This window comes from Limisalsivibrio acetivorans (assembly GCF_000421105.1).
In the GTDB taxonomy this organism is placed as follows: domain Bacteria; phylum Chrysiogenota; class Deferribacteres; order Deferribacterales; family Geovibrionaceae; genus Limisalsivibrio; species Limisalsivibrio acetivorans.
On record NZ_ATWF01000001.1, the window covers coordinates 2,059,069 to 2,076,990 of the forward strand.

The 17,922-nt window shown below is 49.0% G+C and carries 11 protein-coding genes; 1 reads left to right on the plus strand and 10 read right to left on the minus strand.

The genetic code is table 11. The annotated features are described in order from the left end of the window. Positions 1–3 precede the first annotated feature (3 nt). Together K300_RS0109795 and K300_RS0109800 are read right to left on the minus strand one after the other, a co-directional pair. The gene (locus tag K300_RS0109795; protein WP_022851492.1) at positions 4–192 is read right to left on the minus strand and encodes a FeoB-associated Cys-rich membrane protein; all 189 of its coding nucleotides are present in this window, start codon (positions 190–192) and stop codon (positions 4–6) included. 1 nt (position 193) lies between these two features. Further along, on the minus strand, positions 194–547 hold the full coding sequence (locus K300_RS0109800) for a FeoA family protein (RefSeq protein ID WP_022851493.1): 354 nt from the start codon (positions 545–547) through the stop codon (positions 194–196). A gap of 273 nt (positions 548–820) precedes the next feature. Here K300_RS0109800 and K300_RS0109805 point away from each other — a divergent pair, with 273 nt between their 5' ends. Then, on the plus strand, positions 821–1,276 hold the full coding sequence (locus tag K300_RS0109805) for a Fur family transcriptional regulator (protein WP_022851494.1): 456 nt from the start codon (positions 821–823) through the stop codon (positions 1,274–1,276). A gap of 28 nt (positions 1,277–1,304) precedes the next feature. Here K300_RS0109805 and K300_RS15290 read toward each other — a convergent pair whose 3' ends face one another. The 8 genes from K300_RS15290 to K300_RS0109850 form a co-directional block, all read right to left on the minus strand. Further along, complete coding sequence (locus K300_RS15290; protein ID WP_022851495.1) at positions 1,305–4,436, minus strand: efflux RND transporter permease subunit; 3,132 nt, start codon at positions 4,434–4,436, stop codon at positions 1,305–1,307. Positions 4,437–4,440: 4 nt separating this feature from the next. Then, positions 4,441–5,478 (minus strand): efflux RND transporter periplasmic adaptor subunit, encoded by a 1,038-nt coding sequence (locus K300_RS0109815; protein WP_022851496.1) that lies wholly within the window; start codon positions 5,476–5,478, stop codon positions 4,441–4,443. Between the two features lie 95 nt (positions 5,479–5,573). Next, positions 5,574–8,276 (minus strand): response regulator, encoded by a 2,703-nt coding sequence (locus K300_RS16275; RefSeq protein WP_155827588.1) that lies wholly within the window; start codon positions 8,274–8,276, stop codon positions 5,574–5,576. Positions 8,277–8,353: 77 nt separating this feature from the next. Continuing rightward, positions 8,354–9,220 carry an NAD(P)-dependent oxidoreductase gene (locus tag K300_RS0109830; RefSeq protein ID WP_022851499.1) on the minus strand — a complete coding sequence of 289 codons (867 nt, stop codon included), beginning with the start codon at positions 9,218–9,220 and terminating at the stop codon, positions 8,354–8,356. A 50-nt stretch (positions 9,221–9,270) separates the two neighbouring features. Further along, the gene (locus K300_RS0109835; protein WP_022851500.1) at positions 9,271–10,149 is read right to left on the minus strand and encodes a DMT family transporter; all 879 of its coding nucleotides are present in this window, start codon (positions 10,147–10,149) and stop codon (positions 9,271–9,273) included. Positions 10,150–10,154: 5 nt separating this feature from the next. Then, complete coding sequence (locus tag K300_RS0109840) at positions 10,155–11,270, minus strand: hypothetical protein (RefSeq protein WP_022851501.1); 1,116 nt, start codon at positions 11,268–11,270, stop codon at positions 10,155–10,157. Then, complete coding sequence (locus tag K300_RS0109845; RefSeq protein ID WP_022851502.1) at positions 11,271–12,641, minus strand: TIGR01777 family oxidoreductase; 1,371 nt, start codon at positions 12,639–12,641, stop codon at positions 11,271–11,273. Then, positions 12,642–17,816, minus strand: a complete 5,175-nt coding sequence (locus tag K300_RS0109850; RefSeq protein WP_022851503.1) for a transporter substrate-binding domain-containing protein — start codon at positions 17,814–17,816, stop codon at positions 12,642–12,644. Positions 17,817–17,922: the final 106 nt, after the last annotated feature.

Sequence of the window (17,922 nt, forward strand, 5' to 3'; positions counted from 1 at the left end):
CTGTTATTTCTTTACTAATGGCGTTTCTTCGATTCTTTCGATGGTATTTTCCAGTTTGCAGGAGCCGGAGGAGGGGCATGAGGCGCAGGAGGTGCACTCATTCTCAGATTTTTTGAAGTATCTAGAGTAGAGGTACCATGAGGCAGCACCAACGATAAGTAGTGTTAGGGCGAGGTCTATGTATTCAATCATATCAGTTTTTATCCTCTTCATTGGAGACTTTCAGGGCACAGCGGTTTTCATGGTTGCATCTTCTACCGAGTCCCATTCTTCTTTTCTTTCTTTTACCGCATGGTGCAATGCGCATCTTCTCAGAAAGGTCGCTACAAATGCAGAGCCTGTTTCCATCTATGCTAACAGTCACATCGCCGTTTGACGTGGAATCGATTATCTCAATTCGTTTGCCGCGTACAAACCCTATATCGAGCAGTCTTCTGGCTGTTTTACGGTCGCAGTCTTCGCAAAAGCCTCTGAATTCGCATTCTTCACCTCTGCCTGTTTGGGAGAGGACATTCTCTTCGCATTCTGGATTAAACAATCTGCCCATTTCCTACACCTGAATGAATATACTACCGTATAGCTAAACATCTTAGCCATCGGATTATATCTGTCTTCCTTATTATGTATTCTATTTCCCCAACTAAGTTTGTCAATCCAAAGTTTTCAAGCCATGCTGAATAATCTTTCAGATTCAATCTGTCGTATTTTCGAAATATATTGCCGAAAGCATCTTATAATGGTAAATTCGGATAAATAAAGGGCACAATGATGTGCGCATGTGCTCAAAACTCAAATACACAAAAAAAAGCGAGCAGTGATTATGAAAAAGAGAATGCAGACATTAGCCAAAAAGAGGCTTATTGACTTTCTCTCTGACAGGAAACTGAGGCTTACCAGCCAAAGGGACTTCATTCTGAAACACTTTCTTGATACGGAAGGACAGCTTACAGCCGAAGAGCTTTATGAACTTCTTAAGAAACGTGACGAAACCATAGGGCACGCCACCGTATACCGCACCCTTCGTCTCTTTGTAAACGCCGGGATCGCCCGAGAGCTACATCTAGGCGATGGTTCTGTACGCTATGAGGCAGATATCGAAGGTATCCGCAAGGGTTACCTGGTATGCAGCGAGTGCGGAAAACGTGTTGAGTTTTCCGATGATGAAATGGACAGCCTGGGCAAAAGGCTCTCTAAAGAACACGGCTTCAGTATAGACAACAGGAGCGTTGTGTTCTTCGGAATATGCCCTGACTGTCAGCAAAACGGGATGCGCTGATTACTCCAAGCTCTAGCTGAATCTCTGGTTATTCCATATCAACTGGAAGGTTATTGTTATCTGAACCCGATTTGCCATTTTTAGCGACCTTTTTAAACAGACCGGTAGCAGCCCAGCTGTAGAGAACCGGAACCACTATCAGTGTAAGCATTGTGGCAACGGCTAGTCCATATATGATAGCAACGGCCATAGAGCCCCACCACTGTGCGGATTCAGCGCCGATTTCCCAGCTGAGATCCCTAAAATTGAAGCTTATTCCCGCCGCCATCGGCAGTAGGCCCAGTATAGTTGTTACTGCAGTAAGCATGACCGGACGGAACCTTACACGTCCAGCTGTAATCACAGCATCGATAAGCTCCATACCTGACTGCCTGAGCTGGTTTGTATAATCGATGAGCACGATGGCGTTATTTACAACAACGCCGGCAAGGGATACCACGCCGACACCTGTCATAATGATTCCGAAGGGCATCGCCATGATGATAAGCCCGAGGAACACACCGGAGAGGGAGAGTATGACGGATGTAAGCACTATCCCGGCCTGCAGGATAGAGTTAAACTGGGTTATAAGCACAAGAGCGATGAGGAAAAGTGCTATAAGGAAGGCCTTGGAAAGGAATGCGGAGGCCTTTTTCTGCTCTTCCTGCTCGCCTGAGTAGTCGATATTGTATCCAGCGGGTGTCTCCAGATTGCTGAGTTTCTGCATAACATCTTTGAGCACCTCGTTGCTGTTTCTGCCCGTTACATTGGCGGTTATTGTGACAACCCTTTTCGAATCAATCCTTCGGATGGAGCCGAACCCTGAGCCCATTTTAACGTCCGCAACCGTGGAAAGCGGAACAGGTTTGCCGAGGGAGGAGGGTATAAGCAGACTGCTTATATCGCTCATGCTCATCCTCCTGTCTTCAGGCATGCGGGCGGTTATATCGTATTCATCCTCCCCCTCACGGTACACGCCGAGCTTGTAGCCCCCCATTGCCGCTTTTACGGTGTTTGATATATCAGAGGTTGAGAGACCGAGCAGGGTAGCTTTCTCCCTATCAACGGAGACACTTATCTCCGGTTTTGACTTAACAAGATTGTCCTTAAGGTCCACAAGCCCCGGAATATCCTTTATCATATTCTTGGCCTTATCAGTTATAACTGAGAGCACCTCAACGTTTTCACCGCTTATCTCTACGCTCACCGGCGCACCAGTGGGTGGCCCACCCTCTTCCTTCTCAATCTTCAGCTCTGCACCGGGGAAGTGGGACAGGTGTTCACGCATCCTGTCCAGCACAACAAAACTGCTCTCCAGCCTATCGTCCTTCTCCTTGAACCTTATGCTCACCTTAGAGTAGTTTGACAAGGTATTCGCTCCAGCTTCGCCGCTGGGGGATACGCCTACCTCTGTTACAGCGAAGAGTACATCGGGCTCGTTCAGAATCACCGATTCCACACGAAGCGCAAGGGAACGGCTTCTCTCTATGTTTGTCCCTTCCGGAGCCTTGATCTCTACATAAGCCCTTTCGGGCTCCACATCGGGGAAAAGTTCCACACCGTGACCGAGCTTCCCATAGAGCATGGCTACAAATACGAGAAAGCCGACAGCGCTAAGAAAGGCCAGCCAGCGCATGCGCAGTGCACGAACTAGGGTTTTTTCATATAGCCTTATAATCAAGGGGTCTCTGTCACTCTTTACAGCCTTTTTTGATACCGTCATGAAGGATGAGCATATAACGGGGTTTATAACAAGACCCACAAACAGTGAGGCCGAGAGGGTTATTATAAGCGTCATAGGGAGGAATTTCATATATTCCCCCATGATATCCGGCCAGAAGAGCATTGGGAAAAATGCGCAGAGAGTTGTCACTGTGGAGCTAATTATTGGCCAGCCCACCTCTGTGGCGGCGGTTCTTGCCGCATCGTTTCTGGATTTTCCTTCGGTCATATGCCGGTAAATATTCTCCACGATAACGATGGCATTATCCACAAGCATGCCGAGAGCTAGGATAAGACTGAACAGCACAACCATGTTCAGGGTCATCCCGAGGACGTAGAGTACGCCGAAGGTTATGAGCATGGAGAAGGGTATCGCAAGGGCGACAAAGAGAGAGTTTCGTTTACCGAGAAACATGAAAAGGACAAGTATAACAAGGATAAGACCGGAGAGGATGTTGTTTTCGAGTTCTCCAACCATATCCCGTATCTCATCGGACTGGTCCTCATTTATGGTTATGCTCACAGCATCGGGAAGCCTCTTCTCCGCCTCCTTTATGAGCAGCCGGACCCTGTCGGAGACCTCTATGATGTTTTCGCCGGTTCGTTTCTTAATGGCCAGGGATATTGCTTTCTTGGCATTAAGCCTTGCAAGGCTCTCCCTGTCTTCATACGTGTCCACAACCTGGGCGACATCCTTGAGGTAAATAGGTCTTCCGTTTCTGGAGACGAGAACAAGGTTATCTATTACAGATGGATCGCTGAACTCGCCGGGGATTCTGAGAAGGTATTTCCCGCTTCCTATATCCATTGTGCCGCCTGGTATGTTCACATTCTCCCGCTGGATCGCCTGCAGTATCTCCACAAAGGAGAGGTTGTATGCGGCCAGACGCTCATGATCGAAAAGAACACGTATCTCACGCTCCCGCCCGCCGGAGAGGATAACCTCAAGAACTCCCGGAATACCCTCTACCTCGTCCTTTAGATCCTCCGCTATCTTTTTCAAAACCGGCTCGGACACACTTCCGTGCACAGCCACATTCATGATGGGAAATTCGGAAAGGTTTATCTCAAGAATCTGAGGATCCTGCTCAAGGTCTGACGGAAGATCACCCTTCGCCTGATCGACCTTATCACGAACCCACTGCATGGCGTTGTCGATATTTGTGTCCGGGGTAAACTCTATGGTTATCATGGAGCTCCCCTCTGCACTTGTGGAGCGGATCTCCTTAACGTTCTTTATCCCCTTAAGCTTCCTTTCGATGGGAAGGGTTATAAGGCTTTCAATATCCTCCGGCGCAACCCCCTCATAGGGTGTCACAACGAGAACATAGGGTATCGTGATATCCGGGTCCGACTCTCTGGGGAGGGATACATAACTATACACGCCCACGATTATAACAAGGAGCATCAGCACGAAGATTGTGCTTTTTCGGTTTACTGCGGCATCGGTTATTAGCATGGAACTACTCTGACCTTACGGGCTGGGAATCCACAAGGAACTGCTGCCCCTGAACGATGAGCCTGTCGCCAACGTTAAGCTCCCCTTTTATTACCACACGTGAGCCGGTAACGGCGCCTGTTTCCACCATAACGAGACGAGCCGTTCCGTTGTCCTCCAGAAAGACCCCTCTGTTGTCCCCTCTGTCAACCACTGCGTAGAAGGGGACAGCGAAGGCGTCCTCAATGGTTCTTCTCAGGAAGCGTGTCCGGACTATCATACCGGGACGAAGTATGTGGTGTCCATCGATGAGCTCAAGCTTAACCCTGTATGTGCGGGATACCTCATCGGCACTTTTTGATATGTGTATAATCCTTGCCCTGTATTCCTCAAGGTTTTCATTCACAAGAGCCCTTGTAACGGTTACGTTATCGCCGTTTTCAAGCCATGCAACATCCTTTTCGGGAACCTCGGTTATTACCTTTAGCCTGTCGGTCTGCACAAGCTCTGCTATCTTTGTTCCGGGTGAAACAAACTCCCCTTCGTCCACATATATTCTGTCTACCCAAGCGGAGAGGGGGCTTTTAAGTGTTCCCTTAGACAGTTCCGACCGGAAATACTGAACATCCGCCTCTGCCGTCTTATAGTCCGCAAGGGCTTCATCATAGGTTTTGCGGCTTGCACTCTTTCCTTTATAAAGCTTTTCTATACGCTCCAGGTTGGCTTTCTTAAGCTCGAGCAGAGCACGGTTTTTGGCAAGGGAGGCTCTTATACTGTCCATATTTAGCTGCAGAAGTGTCTCTCCGCTTTTGATTCGCCCACCCTCCTCCTTGGTGATAGTTTCAATAACTCCGCCAGCCTCTACGGTCAGGGACACATCCTCCCAGGGCTGAACATCACCGGGGAGCGTAAAATACTCTTCGACTGTTTCGGTTCGAAGGGGGAGAGTAACAACATCAACGGGTTTGGGGCCGGAGGGGGCTTCTTCTTCAGGAGCCTTATCCTCACCGTTTCCGCATGCAACGGCGGCAAGGACAACCAGAGCGGCGAGCAGTATGCGCATTTTTGAACTCCAAATAATGATTAATTTCAATAAAAGTAACCGATTGATTTATAGCACCAAAAGATAATATGGAAAACAGGAATTATGAACAAAGTTCATATAATAAGGATGACTCTGCGCAGGTAGTCTGAGAGCTGTTCCGTAAGCTCTTCAATCTTATCGAAATTACCTTGGACAGCGGCGCCGTGCAGGAAAAGACCGATATCGCTCACAGGTTCAAAACCGAAGGAGGAAGCCTCCCCCTTCATCCGGTGGCCGATAACCTGGATTGTTTCGAGGTCCTTCTCCTCAACCGCACGCTTAATATTCTCTACATTATCCTTAAGCGATTCGAAAAAGCGGGGTGTGATGTCCCTGAATTCGGAGTTTACCCTGATGTATATCGCATCGGGCTGGGACTGTATGTTCCGCACATTTCCAAGGGGGCTCCACGCCTCCTCTTTCTGTACAGTTTCCTCCTCTACCTTGAAGTAGCCCCCCACAGCGTTCATAAGGTTCTCTTTGGTCACAGGCTTAGCCACATAGCCGTCGCATCCGGCATCGAAGCATCTTTTGGCGTCCCTTTCAAGAGCATAGGCAGTTATGGCTATTATGGGAGTGTGGCCGGAGAGCTGCTCCCTCTCAATGTTTCTAATCTCTCTTGTGGCTGAATAGCCATCCATCTCCGGCATCTGGATATCCATAAGGATGAGATCGTATCTGTTCTGCCTGAACTTTTCCACAGCCTCACGCCCATCCTCGGCGATATCAATACTGCAGCCGGTGTCTTTGAGGTATGATTCCACTACGAAACGGTTGTATTCCGAGTCATCGGCTAGGAGTATATGAAGGCCCTCAAGTCTGGCGGAGGGATTGTTATCTGTTTCAACCTTTTGAGCAGGTGTTTCCTCGGGCTCCGCTTTAGCTGTTTCCGCCATTATACCGAAGCTGCCTATGAACACAAACGTACTCCCCTCTTTGGGGGCACTGCTCATGAAGATGCTTCCGCCAAGCATCTGAGCCACCTTTTTGGTAATACTCAGCCCCAGACCTGCACCGGAGGATTTCACTGTGTTATCCTCATCAAGCCTTGAGAATTGATCAAAAATCTTGCTCTGTTTGTCCAGGGGGATACCTATGCCGGTGTCTTCTACGATGAACCTTAGCTGAACCGATTTTTCTGAAGAGGCATCAATACATTCGCATTTAACGCTGATATTCCCCTCGTTGGTGAATTTAACTGCATTGGAAATAAGGTTTACAAGTATCTGGCGCAGCCTGAATGAATCACCGCTGAGGATCTCAGGGACATCTGGAAATATGGAGCACTCTAATTCCAGGCTCTTCTCACTGGCCTTGGCCGAGAATACGGAGCAAATATTCTCCATAAGTGCCCGGATATTAAAGCTTACAGGCTCCAGAACCATCTGCCCTGTGTCCGCATTGGATATATCAAGGATATCGTTTATCAGGCGCATAAGGTTTTCGCCGGAGTTATTTATTATATCCAGATACTCCTTCTGGGTCTTTGTAAGAGGTGTTGAATCAAGCATTTCTCCCATGCCGAGAATGGCGTTCATGGGTGTTCTCAGCTCGTGGCTCATAGCTGCCATGAATTCACTTTTTTCGAAGTTTGCCTTCTCCGCCTCTTCCTTGATTGAGCACATCTTCTCCTTTTCCGCCTGAAGGTGTTCCTCTCTGGCCCTAATCCTGGAGGTCATGGTATTCACCTGCTGGGCAACCCTGCTGAGCTCGTCTTCCCCCTCCATATCGATATTGGAGGAGTAGTCACCCTGCTCGAGCTTTACTATTCCACGCATAAGCTTGGTTACCTTGCTCAGGAAGAATCGGTTTATTAGGTATGAGGCGATTATTCCAACAATCAGGATAATGATAAACGTGGAGACTAATACGGATATGAAAACATTTGTAATAAAGCCGGAAGCTATACCGAAATCGTAAACGATCTCCACATAGTAGCTTTCTGCAAAGTCGGAGCGTTTGTTGCTGAGCTGAAAGGACTTGTATGTAGTTACAATGTCCCCTTTTTTGATTATGACACGCTCCCCGGCCTTCAGCCGTTCGATCTTGTCATGGGGGAGTTTGAACTCCTTGCCCGGGTTTATGAAGGAACGTCCTGAGTTTGCAAAACGGGTGTAAACATCCACATTCTTTACAAAAGAGCCGTGTTCCCTCTCGCTCAGGAAGAAATCACGGAAAAGGAAGCTGAAGTAATCCTCGCCGTACTTGGCCTTTATGAAGTCTTGGAATTTTATGGAAAATTCAAGGATGTACTCGCTCCCTTCGGGGGAGTAGTAGGAGTACATATTGATGAGGTTGCTGTTTTTTGCAACGGTTAGCCGACTGTGGAATATCCTCCCCTTACCCTGGACACTTTTAAGAAAATCTCGGTAGGAGCCGCCAATCCGGAAAAGGTTAAGGCCCAGATCGGTCTCAAAGGAGGTATTAAAAACGACTCCATCGGGGTCTATTATGTACACCTCATCCACATTATAATCCTTGATAAGCCCGTCGAGGTCTTTGGATGAGAAGTATTTTGCAGGTTTAGCTCCATGGAATATCTCATCCTTGAGCCCTTCGACGGCTTCTATGGATGCGGTCTCCATCTCCTCGGTGATTATACCGACAATGTAGTCAAACGCCTTTAGCTTCTCTTCTATATGTTGCTGAACGTTGTCCCTATCATCCTCAAGGATCTGGTTGATTCGTGAATAGGCAAAATACGCCGTGGTAAGGGCGGATACAGCAGTGGAGAACACTATGATAATTATTGTCATTAAGAAGAGCTTTTTTCTCAATTCCGCCCCCGTGAGTGCAGAGAAACATTATCTTATTATCACAAAGAATAACGCTGGAACAGACGTTTGACGAAAATTTAATCTTTTCTGAGAAGTTCCACGAGGCTGGAGGTATCCCAGCGCCCCTTTCCCCTGCGGGAGAGATCGAGATAAAACTGCTGTACCGTGGAGGTTACCGGAAGGACAGAACCGTTCCTGCGTCCCTCTTCCAGGCATATGCCGAGGTCTTTTATCATCCAGTCCAGAGCAAAGCCGTAGTCGAATTTTCTGTCCGCCATGGTCTCCCCTCTGTTCTCCATCTGCCATGACTGGGCTGCACCTTTGGATATAACATCTAAAACCTTTTTGACATCGAGGCCGGAATTCTCTGCAAAGCTTACCCCTTCGGAGAGGGCCTGAACAAGTCCGGCTATGCATATCTGGTTCACCATCTTCGTTTTCTGCCCCGATCCTGCGGGACCCATGAGCGTAACAGCTTTTCCGTAAAGTTCCATTGCGGGTTTGGCTCTGTCGAAGATCTCTTGATCCCCTCCCACCATAACGGTGAGAGCGCCTTTTTCTGCCCCCGCCTGTCCGCCTGATACCGGGGCATCAAGGAAACCGACCCCCTTATCCCTGCATTCACCGTATAGTTTTTCTGCTATACCCGCAGAGGCTGTGGTGTGATCCACTAATATTGAACCTTTCTCCATGGCGGAGAGTGCGCCGTGCTCGCCAAGGACAACCTCTTCTATGTCCTTATCTTGACCTACACACATAAAAACGATCTCAGCTCCCTTGGATGCATCACCGGGTGTTGGTGAGGCGAGTCCTTTATATTCTTCCAGCCACTTCTCCGCTTTATCAAAGGATCTGTTGTAAACCGTTACTTCGTGACCTGCATTGGCAAGGTGACCTGCCATGGGGTATCCCATAACTCCGAGACCGAGAAATGCTGTTTTCATAATGAAACCTCTCCTGAATTAAAACTTTAAAGTTATTGTAACACAGAAGTTCAGGCTTCTCTAACCGTTCCGAGATAAATTGCAGCTAGGGAGAGTGCAGCGCCGGCTACGTCGAGCATGTAAAAGGGCTTGTCGAAGATCATGACATCCCAGACCCAGGCGAGGGTTGGCTGAAGAAGGAGCATAAGCCCGGCAACGGAAAGGGAGGTTCCCTTCATCCCTGTGGTAACCACCATCCAGCCGAAGCCCTGGCATATAAGACCATACAGCACAAGCCATATGAGCGATTCGGTATTGGGTATATGGATGCCGTTGTAGCCTGTGAAGGCGATTATCCCGAGAACTATGCCGGAGGATACGGATACCACTGCCATAGATTCATTATTATTCAGCTCGCCGGTGATCCCCGATTTTTTGAGGAAGAGGAAGAAGAGCGAGTAGTTGAACGCAGCGGCCAGCCCGAAGAACACCCCACTTTTAAACTCACTCCCCGTGCTCCCCCAATCACGACCTATAAGTATGTACAGCCCCGCCACAGCAAGTACAAGAGCGGCCTTAAGCTTGGGGGAGGGGGGCTTTTTAAATAGGACCGTGTCGTAGCCTGCAAGGAAGAACACTTGAAAGTTCGCTATGAGTGTGGCAAGACCGGGCCCGATAAGCTCTATGGATGTGTGCCACAGATACATATCAATGGCGAGGAAGAAGCCAGCAATCGAGGCGAGTGCAACAGGTCGCCCGGGACGTATCCCCGTTTTACCCTTTCGTTTGGCATATAAAACCACCACCGGAATAAAGAACAGAAGGCCGAAAAGCATTCTGTAAAAGCCGTTTGCTGCAGGGCTAGCCTCGGAAAGTCTTGAAAATATGGACGAAAAGCTAATAACAGCCGCACCGGCTGCCAGTATAGCGATAGAATTTTTTTGTTCCATAAGCTTCAGGCACCCGCCTCCTCAAATGGGGGCATCTCTTCATAACCCCTTGAAAAAAAGAGATTATAGACAAAGAAGGCGTAGGTTACAATGGCCAGTACGGCGAAGTATGCCGAGTAGTATCCTGCGGGAGCCAGGATAACAACGATTATCCAGTGCAGAACGATGAGCTTGCCGGAATGCAGACGGATAGGAAAGTCGTTAAACCGGCATATGACAGCCAGGCCGCTCAGATTCCAGCCATAGAGGGATACGATCCTGTGGTAGCTGAGGATAAGCTCCTTCTGTGCCTGGGAAGGCTCAACAAAAAAGTATAGTGATATATAGAGGATACCGGTTATCGCCGTTGCTATTAGGAAGACGATACCAGAGGTCAAAAACGACTTCTGCTGTTCCTTCATTCCAAGGTTTATATAGAGGATAAAGACCGTATAGACCGCAACAAAAAGGATAGATGATATAGCGAACTCAAGTATGATCGATTCGAATAGTATGAAGATAAAGAATATTATTACACCAAGGGTTATTGTCCAGAAGCTACCCACCTTGATAAGCCTTTTAACCCTGCTTCTACCCTTGTGCATAAGGGTAAAAATCAGACTGAATGTTATGAGGGAGAGGGGGAAGGAGAAGCCGAGAAAGAATGTATTAAGCTCAAGCTTGTCGAAATCTGCAAACTGGTAATAAACATCGTTTATGATGGCAAAGCTCGATATAACAAGCCCCATGGAAAGGCATAGAAGCGAGGCCTGATGAAACTTCATTGCAGTTGTCGTCTTCAGGGTAAAGAAGTCCATGGGGAAGAAGCGGCCGAACTTCCGTATGCGCACAGCCTCAACTACGGGAACCATAGCAAGGGCCACCACGATGGAGAGGGAGTAGATCTCCATAAAGGCGAGTATGGCGTATATAAAAGAGAGTATGAAGAAGGCCCATGTTTTTGGGGTCATACGCCATTCCCCTTCGGTGAAGAAGAGGATTATTGTGCCCCCCGTGCAGAGGTTGAACAGGAAGATATGGAGCCGCTCGAAGTTGTATGCATCTGTTAAATGGTGGGCGTAACCGAAACCGAGGGCCACGGTCATCATCACCATAAAAAGGACTCTTAAGTAAACGCTCATCTACCCTTCCCTCTTGCCGAGAAGATGCCTCAGCGCAGATTCAAGATGAGGATAGCGGAATTCATAGCCTGTATCCAGCATTTTCTCAGGGTAAACCTTTGCGCCGGATAGGAGAACCTCTTCCCCCATCTCCCCGAATACATGTCTTATGAGGGGAGCAGGGATAGTGAAACGCCTGCCGAAGCCTGTCACACTTAAGAACTTGCGTGCAAAATCATTCATGGTGAGCGGTTCGGGGGAGACCGCATTCACCGCACCAGTAACATCCTTATTATAAAGGGCGTGGGCTATGCTCCCGAGCAGATCATCCATGGATATCCAGCTGAGGTACTGTTCACCGTTCCCCGGCACAGCCCCTATCCCCATGCGGTAGAAAGGGAGGAACCTCTCGAGGGCTCCACCCGAGGGTGAGAGCGCAACACCTATACGAAGGAAGACAACACGTATACCCTTATCAATGGCCGGCTCGGCTGCCTTTTCCCATTCACGGCATACATCGGCTATAAAGCCTTCTCCAGCGGGGGAGTCCTCGGTTATATCCTCTTCTCCCCTGTCGCCGTAATATCCTATGGCGGAGGCGGTTATGAACGTCTTCGGAGGGTTGTCCATGGAGGCGAGCCTTTCGGCGATGAGCCTTGTACCCTCTATTCTGCTCTCAAGTATTATCTTCTTCTTCGCTGTGTCCCATTTACCTCTGCCTATTGGTTCTCCTGCGAGGTGAATAACTGCGTCCATGCCCGGAAAGCAGTCTCCGAGGCGACACTGGATCGGGTTCCAGTATTCTTCATCGGGGGATGACACCTCTTTACGGACAAGTCTCTTGAGCGAATGCCCCTGGGTTGTGAGGAACGGGACAAGGTATCTCCCCACTTCCCCACCTGCGCCGGAGACAACAATATTCATAGGTTCAGGTTTATATTTCTTCAGAATCTGCAGATCCCCTGCGGTTACCCTGTGACGGTACCGGAACATGGAGGCGAGCTTCTTTTTTACGAAAGGGGCAGCAAAGGGGTATGCTATGGTGTTGAAGGGGAGTTTGAACTCTATCCGCTCCTCAAGGGAGCTTTTATCACCTTTCTCTTCGAATAAATGGGTATGCTCCCAGGACTTGAAGGGGCCGTATTCCATCCTGTCCCTGAACATTCTGTTCTCTTCGTATGCGGTGTGGACAGCCTTCCACTCCTTGCTGAAAGGGCCTATCTTAACCTTGAATACGGCAGAGGAACCCTCTGCGATCCCCCCCTTCTTCTCTACCATCTCCACACTTTCCCACGGAGGAACAAGGCGCAGAAGTGCACCCTCCCGCTTGTGCCAGTCGAAGAGATCCTTAACAGGGGCATCAAAATCAGATTTAAAGGTAAACAGGGGCATCTATAACAGCCTTACCCTGTCCAGATAGTCGATAAGTGCATCTGTGGCTTTCTTAACACCGTCGTGATCGGAGTTATCAGCTGCGAACTGAATCTCCGCACCGTATTGGCTTATCTTGTCAAAGCCGAAGGCAGAGCCTTCCCCCTTCATGGAATGGCCGATGATATGAATGGAGTCATAGTCCCCTTTTTCCAGAGCCTCAACAGCCTCTGAGCTTTTACCTTTCACAGCATCCAGATACCTGGGCGCTATCTCCTTGAAGTCATCCGGTACACGAACATAGATCTCGTTTCCGTCCATATTTTCCCTTTCCGCTCCCTTTTCCTCAGCAATACCGCCGGAGCCGGATACCGCTGAAATAAGTTCATTTCTTCGTATAGGCTTTGCCAAGTACATATCGCAGCCTGCGCTGAGGCATTTGTCCTGATCCTCCCGGAGTGCATATGCGGTCATAGCGATTACACGGGAGGGGTTCCTCCCTTCACTCTGCTCAATACGGCGTATCTCTTCTGTGGCTGTGTAGCCGTCCATTACCGGCATCTGCATATCCATCAATACCGCATCATATTCCCTGTTACGGAACATATCAACAGCTTCACGGCCGTTTTCTGCAATATCCATGGACCATCCCGTATCTTTTATGTATGACTCCACCACGAAACGGTTATATTCCGAATCATCCACCACAAGGAGTGTAATGCCCTTTGCATCACTATCCAGTTCATAACTTTGTTCAGCATTGTAGGGGGATGATTGTGCATCGCTCAATAGAGCGGCAAGCTCTCCTCTTCGAACAGGCTTACTCAGGGAGTTCAACCTCAGATCCGCCATCACCTCAAGATCAGAAACACACTGGAAACTAGAGCAGAGTGCTACCAGACGGAATGAGCCAGCAAAAGATCTGAATGTATCCATGGCCTCTGCTTCGGAATTATGCACCGAAGCACTGTCGCATAGGACGGTATCAGGCTTTAGCACCTCTATCCGCATCAAAGCGCCATCAATACCCGGGACGTACTCTGCGTATGCTCCCCATGAACTGAGCAGCTCTACTAAAGCATCTCCGGCGTGGGGGCTTTCATGCACAACAAGGATGCTTCGACCGGAGAGGTCCAGCCTGCTCCTATCGGCCACAAGGTCATCAGAGGCGGGTTTCAGGGGAACGCTGAAGCAGAACCTGCTACCGCTGAACTGTTTGCTTCTAACATCGATTGTCCCGCCCATAAGCTCTGCAAGGTGCTTTGAAATGCTCAATCCAAGCCCCGTACCTCCGTAACGCTTCCTTATGGAGCTGTCCACCTGGGAGAAGCGTTCGAATATATCTGTGAGCTTATTCGGAGGGATACCTATACCTGTATCCTCAACGGCGAAGGCAACACTGTCCCTGTCCTTAAAGATATTAATGAAGATCTCACCCTTTTGGGTAAACTTGTAAGCATTCCCCATGAGGTTCACCAGAACCTGTCTGATCCTCTGAACATCGCCTGTGTAGTGAGTTTTGAGCTCCGGATCTATCCGGCAGCTGAGATCGAGTCCTTTGTCATGGGCTTTATAGGCGAAGAAGTCGCAAACGTTCTCACCAAGGGTAATTATATCAAACTCTTCATTGACGATATCCACCTGCCCCGCCTCGATCTTGGTTATATCAAGTATATCGTTAACTATGGTGAGCAGGTTGTCACTGGCGCTGTTAAACACCTGCACATATCTTTTCTGCTCCAGAGTAAGCTCTGTACTGTTGAGAAGCTCTGCCATCCCCTGAATTGCATTCATCGGGGTTCTTATCTCATGGCTCATGGAGGCGAGGAACTCGGTCTTCGCCCTTGTTGCCTTTTCCGCCTCCAGCTTTGCCCTGCGGAGCTCCTCCTCTGTCTGCACACGATCGGTTACGTCTCTGGTGTTCAGAATTATACCGCCGATGGCAGGTGTGCGGAGGTGGTTGGCAGCGGTGCTTTCGCAGATGATCCAGCTCCCGTCGGCCTTGCGGAAGCGGTAGGTAAAGGCGAGGCTGTGCTCCTCTTCAAGGGATATCTTGTTAAGCTTGAGACGTATCAGGCTGTCCTCATCCTCATGGAGAAAATCGTCCAGCTTTTTGTCTCTCAGCTCTTTGGGGGAGTAACCTGTAAAACGGAAGAATGCGGAGCTTGCGAACATAAACTCACGTTCGGCGTTGATAACGGAGATCATATCTGCAGAGTTATACGTGAGCTGACGGAAACGCTCCTCCCTCTTTCTCGTCTGCCTGTTCCAGAAGAATGCTGTAAGCACAATGAATAGAAGAAACGCTCCGGCGGGTACTGCAATGCGAAGTATCTCCTCCCTGTTTATCCTTCTTTCGTATGTAATGGAGATCCATTTGTTGAATATCTCGTTCTGCTCAGCTTCTGAGATCGTGTTCAGTGACTTCTGCACTATGCTTATAAGCTCCGGCCAGTCCTTTCTTGCGCCAAAACGTAGCTCAAATCGGTAGTCAGTGGGTGCGGCGGCCTTTATGTTGGCGAAACCGTTCTGCTTTATCATGTAGCTAACTGAGGCCAGATTGCCCACATAAGCATCTACCTGTCCAGAGGCAAGGGCATTCAGCAGACTTTTCAGGTTCTCAAACTCAATATAATTGAATGCGGGGTGGTCGTCTCTCAGCATTTCGGTTATGGCAAAGCCTCTGATAACCCCGATTCTGCTTCCGTACAGATCATCAAGATCACCCACAAAGGGGTGATTGGTTCCTGTGAATATAACAACGGGGAAGCTCAGGTAGGGCTCGGTGAAGTCCATATATCTGCTTCGCTCAGGGGTTTTGAGTGCACATGTGTAGGCATCGAGCTCGCCGTTTTCACCCATCTCAATTACTTCCTGCCAGTTATCCGCATCCACAGGCTCGAATATCATGCCTGTTTTTCTCGTCACCATCTCCATGAACCCGGTGCTCATCCCCGTGAAGGTGCCGTTATCCAGCCTGTATTCAAAGGGTGGCCAGTCCGGATCCATACCGACCCTTATGACGGGGTTTCTCCGGATGAAATCAAGCTCCTTCGCTGTAAATCTCTCGCTGAGTTGTGTATTCGAAAGTGTTTCGCTATGGTAGGGGAGCCAGCGGGATATAATAGTATCCAATTCCTCTCTGGTGATTAGGTTTATACCTTCGTTCACCACCTCCATCATCTCGGCATTACCCTTGGCAATCCCCGCTCTGTGGTGGTTTGTGAAAAGAACCCTGTCATCGGGTTTCAGGCTTCCTGCTACCCCTTCCTTCATCAGAATGGTTCTGATTACAGGCTCCTCACCCAGAATAAGGCTTACTTCGCCCAGAATTGCACCCTTAACCATGGAAAGGTCATCGGAATAGGTAACGATGGTAGCTTCGGGGTAGTTGTTTTTGAGATACTCATGCTGAAATGAGCCGCTCACAGTTCCCACACGAACACCCTTAAAGGTCTGGGAACTGTCGGGTTTACCGTAGAAGGGGTTATAGAAGAACCTCGTCTGTACCTTCAGGACGGGCTGAGAGAAGTCGATGAACTCCCTGCGGCTGCTACTCGTGAAAAGAGCGGAGTGGATATCCACTTTCCCGGTTCTGATATCTTCAACAGTCTCGGACCAGCTGCTCATCCGAAAACGTATCCTGTTACCCGTCTTCTTGCTCCAGAGCTTCCAGAAATCGACCAGTATACCGCTGGGTCTCCCATTTACATCTGCGGAGGAGAACGGGGGATACCCGGAGGAGACGGCAATCTCAAGGGTGTTCTGGCTTAGGTCTTTAAGGGAGGGATACCTGTCTCTGATCGCATTTTTTTCATGGTTTGTTATCAGCTTCATTCCCCGGTTCACCTCATCGAGTAGTGATGAGTATCCCTCCTTTACCGCGGGCTGATAGACCGCAGAGACTGACTCCCTTGACGTGGCAGCGATATCAGCCCATTTACTGCTGTCTTTGCTCATGTAATGGGCGGCAACATCCTCCTCCAGGGTGAAGAAGCTTACATGCCTATCCTGAACTGCCTTAAGCAGATCCTCGACCCGGGGATATTCTATAAAGCTTATCTCCTTGTGGTTCGCTTTCAGGTACTGGATGATGAAGTCATCCTTCAAGGCGCCCAGTGTTAACCCACCCAGATCCAGGGGGACCTTCACAGCAGGGTTGGATGAGAAGACAGCCGCCCTCGTGGGCTCCATAACAATGCCGTAGTCAAGGTACTTGTCCCTCTCTTTGGTATAAACAAGCCCGGCATGGGCATGGGCCTTGCCTTCATGAACATTATTCAGACTCCGGCTCCATGTGGAAAGCTCAAAGCTTACCTCTATACCTGTTTTGGATGACCACAGCCGCCAGTAATCCACCAGGATACCCGCAGGCATACCCTTATCATCCCTGTATTCAAAGGGATAAATATCCTCCGCCACTGCAACCTTTATGCTGTCGGGGATCCTCGTTTCTGTGTAAAGGCTGTTGTGCATCCATTTCTGCAAAAGGCCTTGCATCTCCCCTTCGCTGATACGTGAAAGCCCGTTGTTTACAATGTTCAAGAGCTCTGAGTCACCCTTCTTAACAGCTGCCCGGTAATAGTCAGTGTGGAGATAGGGGGTTAGTATCCCTGCTACATCATGGAGGTTATATTTCTCGATATAGTTGATAACTGCAGGGATCTCCATGGCGATGGTATCCACTCCGCCGGTGCGGAACTCCCTGAGCATCTCTGGGTATGCATCAAAACGTACAATTTCAGCTTCAGGATATTTCTGGGCAACTCCTTTTTCAGCGTAGTCGCTGACCACGACACCTGTCCGCACCCCCGCCATCCGCTCAGGTGTTAAGGGCTCCATCTTATCCTTCCTGTAGAAGACAGCACTGCTCTCCCTGTGGAAGGGGGTTGAATAATCAAGGATTTCAGAACGTCCCGGAGTGTAGTACAGGCCGCCGTGGATATCGATATCACCCCTGCCTACAGCCTCTATCCCCTCCTTCCATTTGAGAGTTTTGAAAACAACCTCATTACCCGTCTTTTCAGCCCAGAGCCTCCATATATCAGGCAGGAAGCCCCGGACATCTCCGTTTTCCGATGTGAAATAGAAGGGTGCGTACTCGGAGTATGTGATGGAGTAGGTCTTAGCCTTAACTGCTCCGGTTAGAAGCAGGAAAAACAGAGCTGTAAGGGCATAAAAATAATATTTTTTCATCTAATAATTTCCTGATAAGCGAGTCAAAATCCTATACGGTCAGTCGTCTATAGATAAATTAGCACCCTATCGTCGAAAAATCCATGATCACAGAGCAAAAATTAAT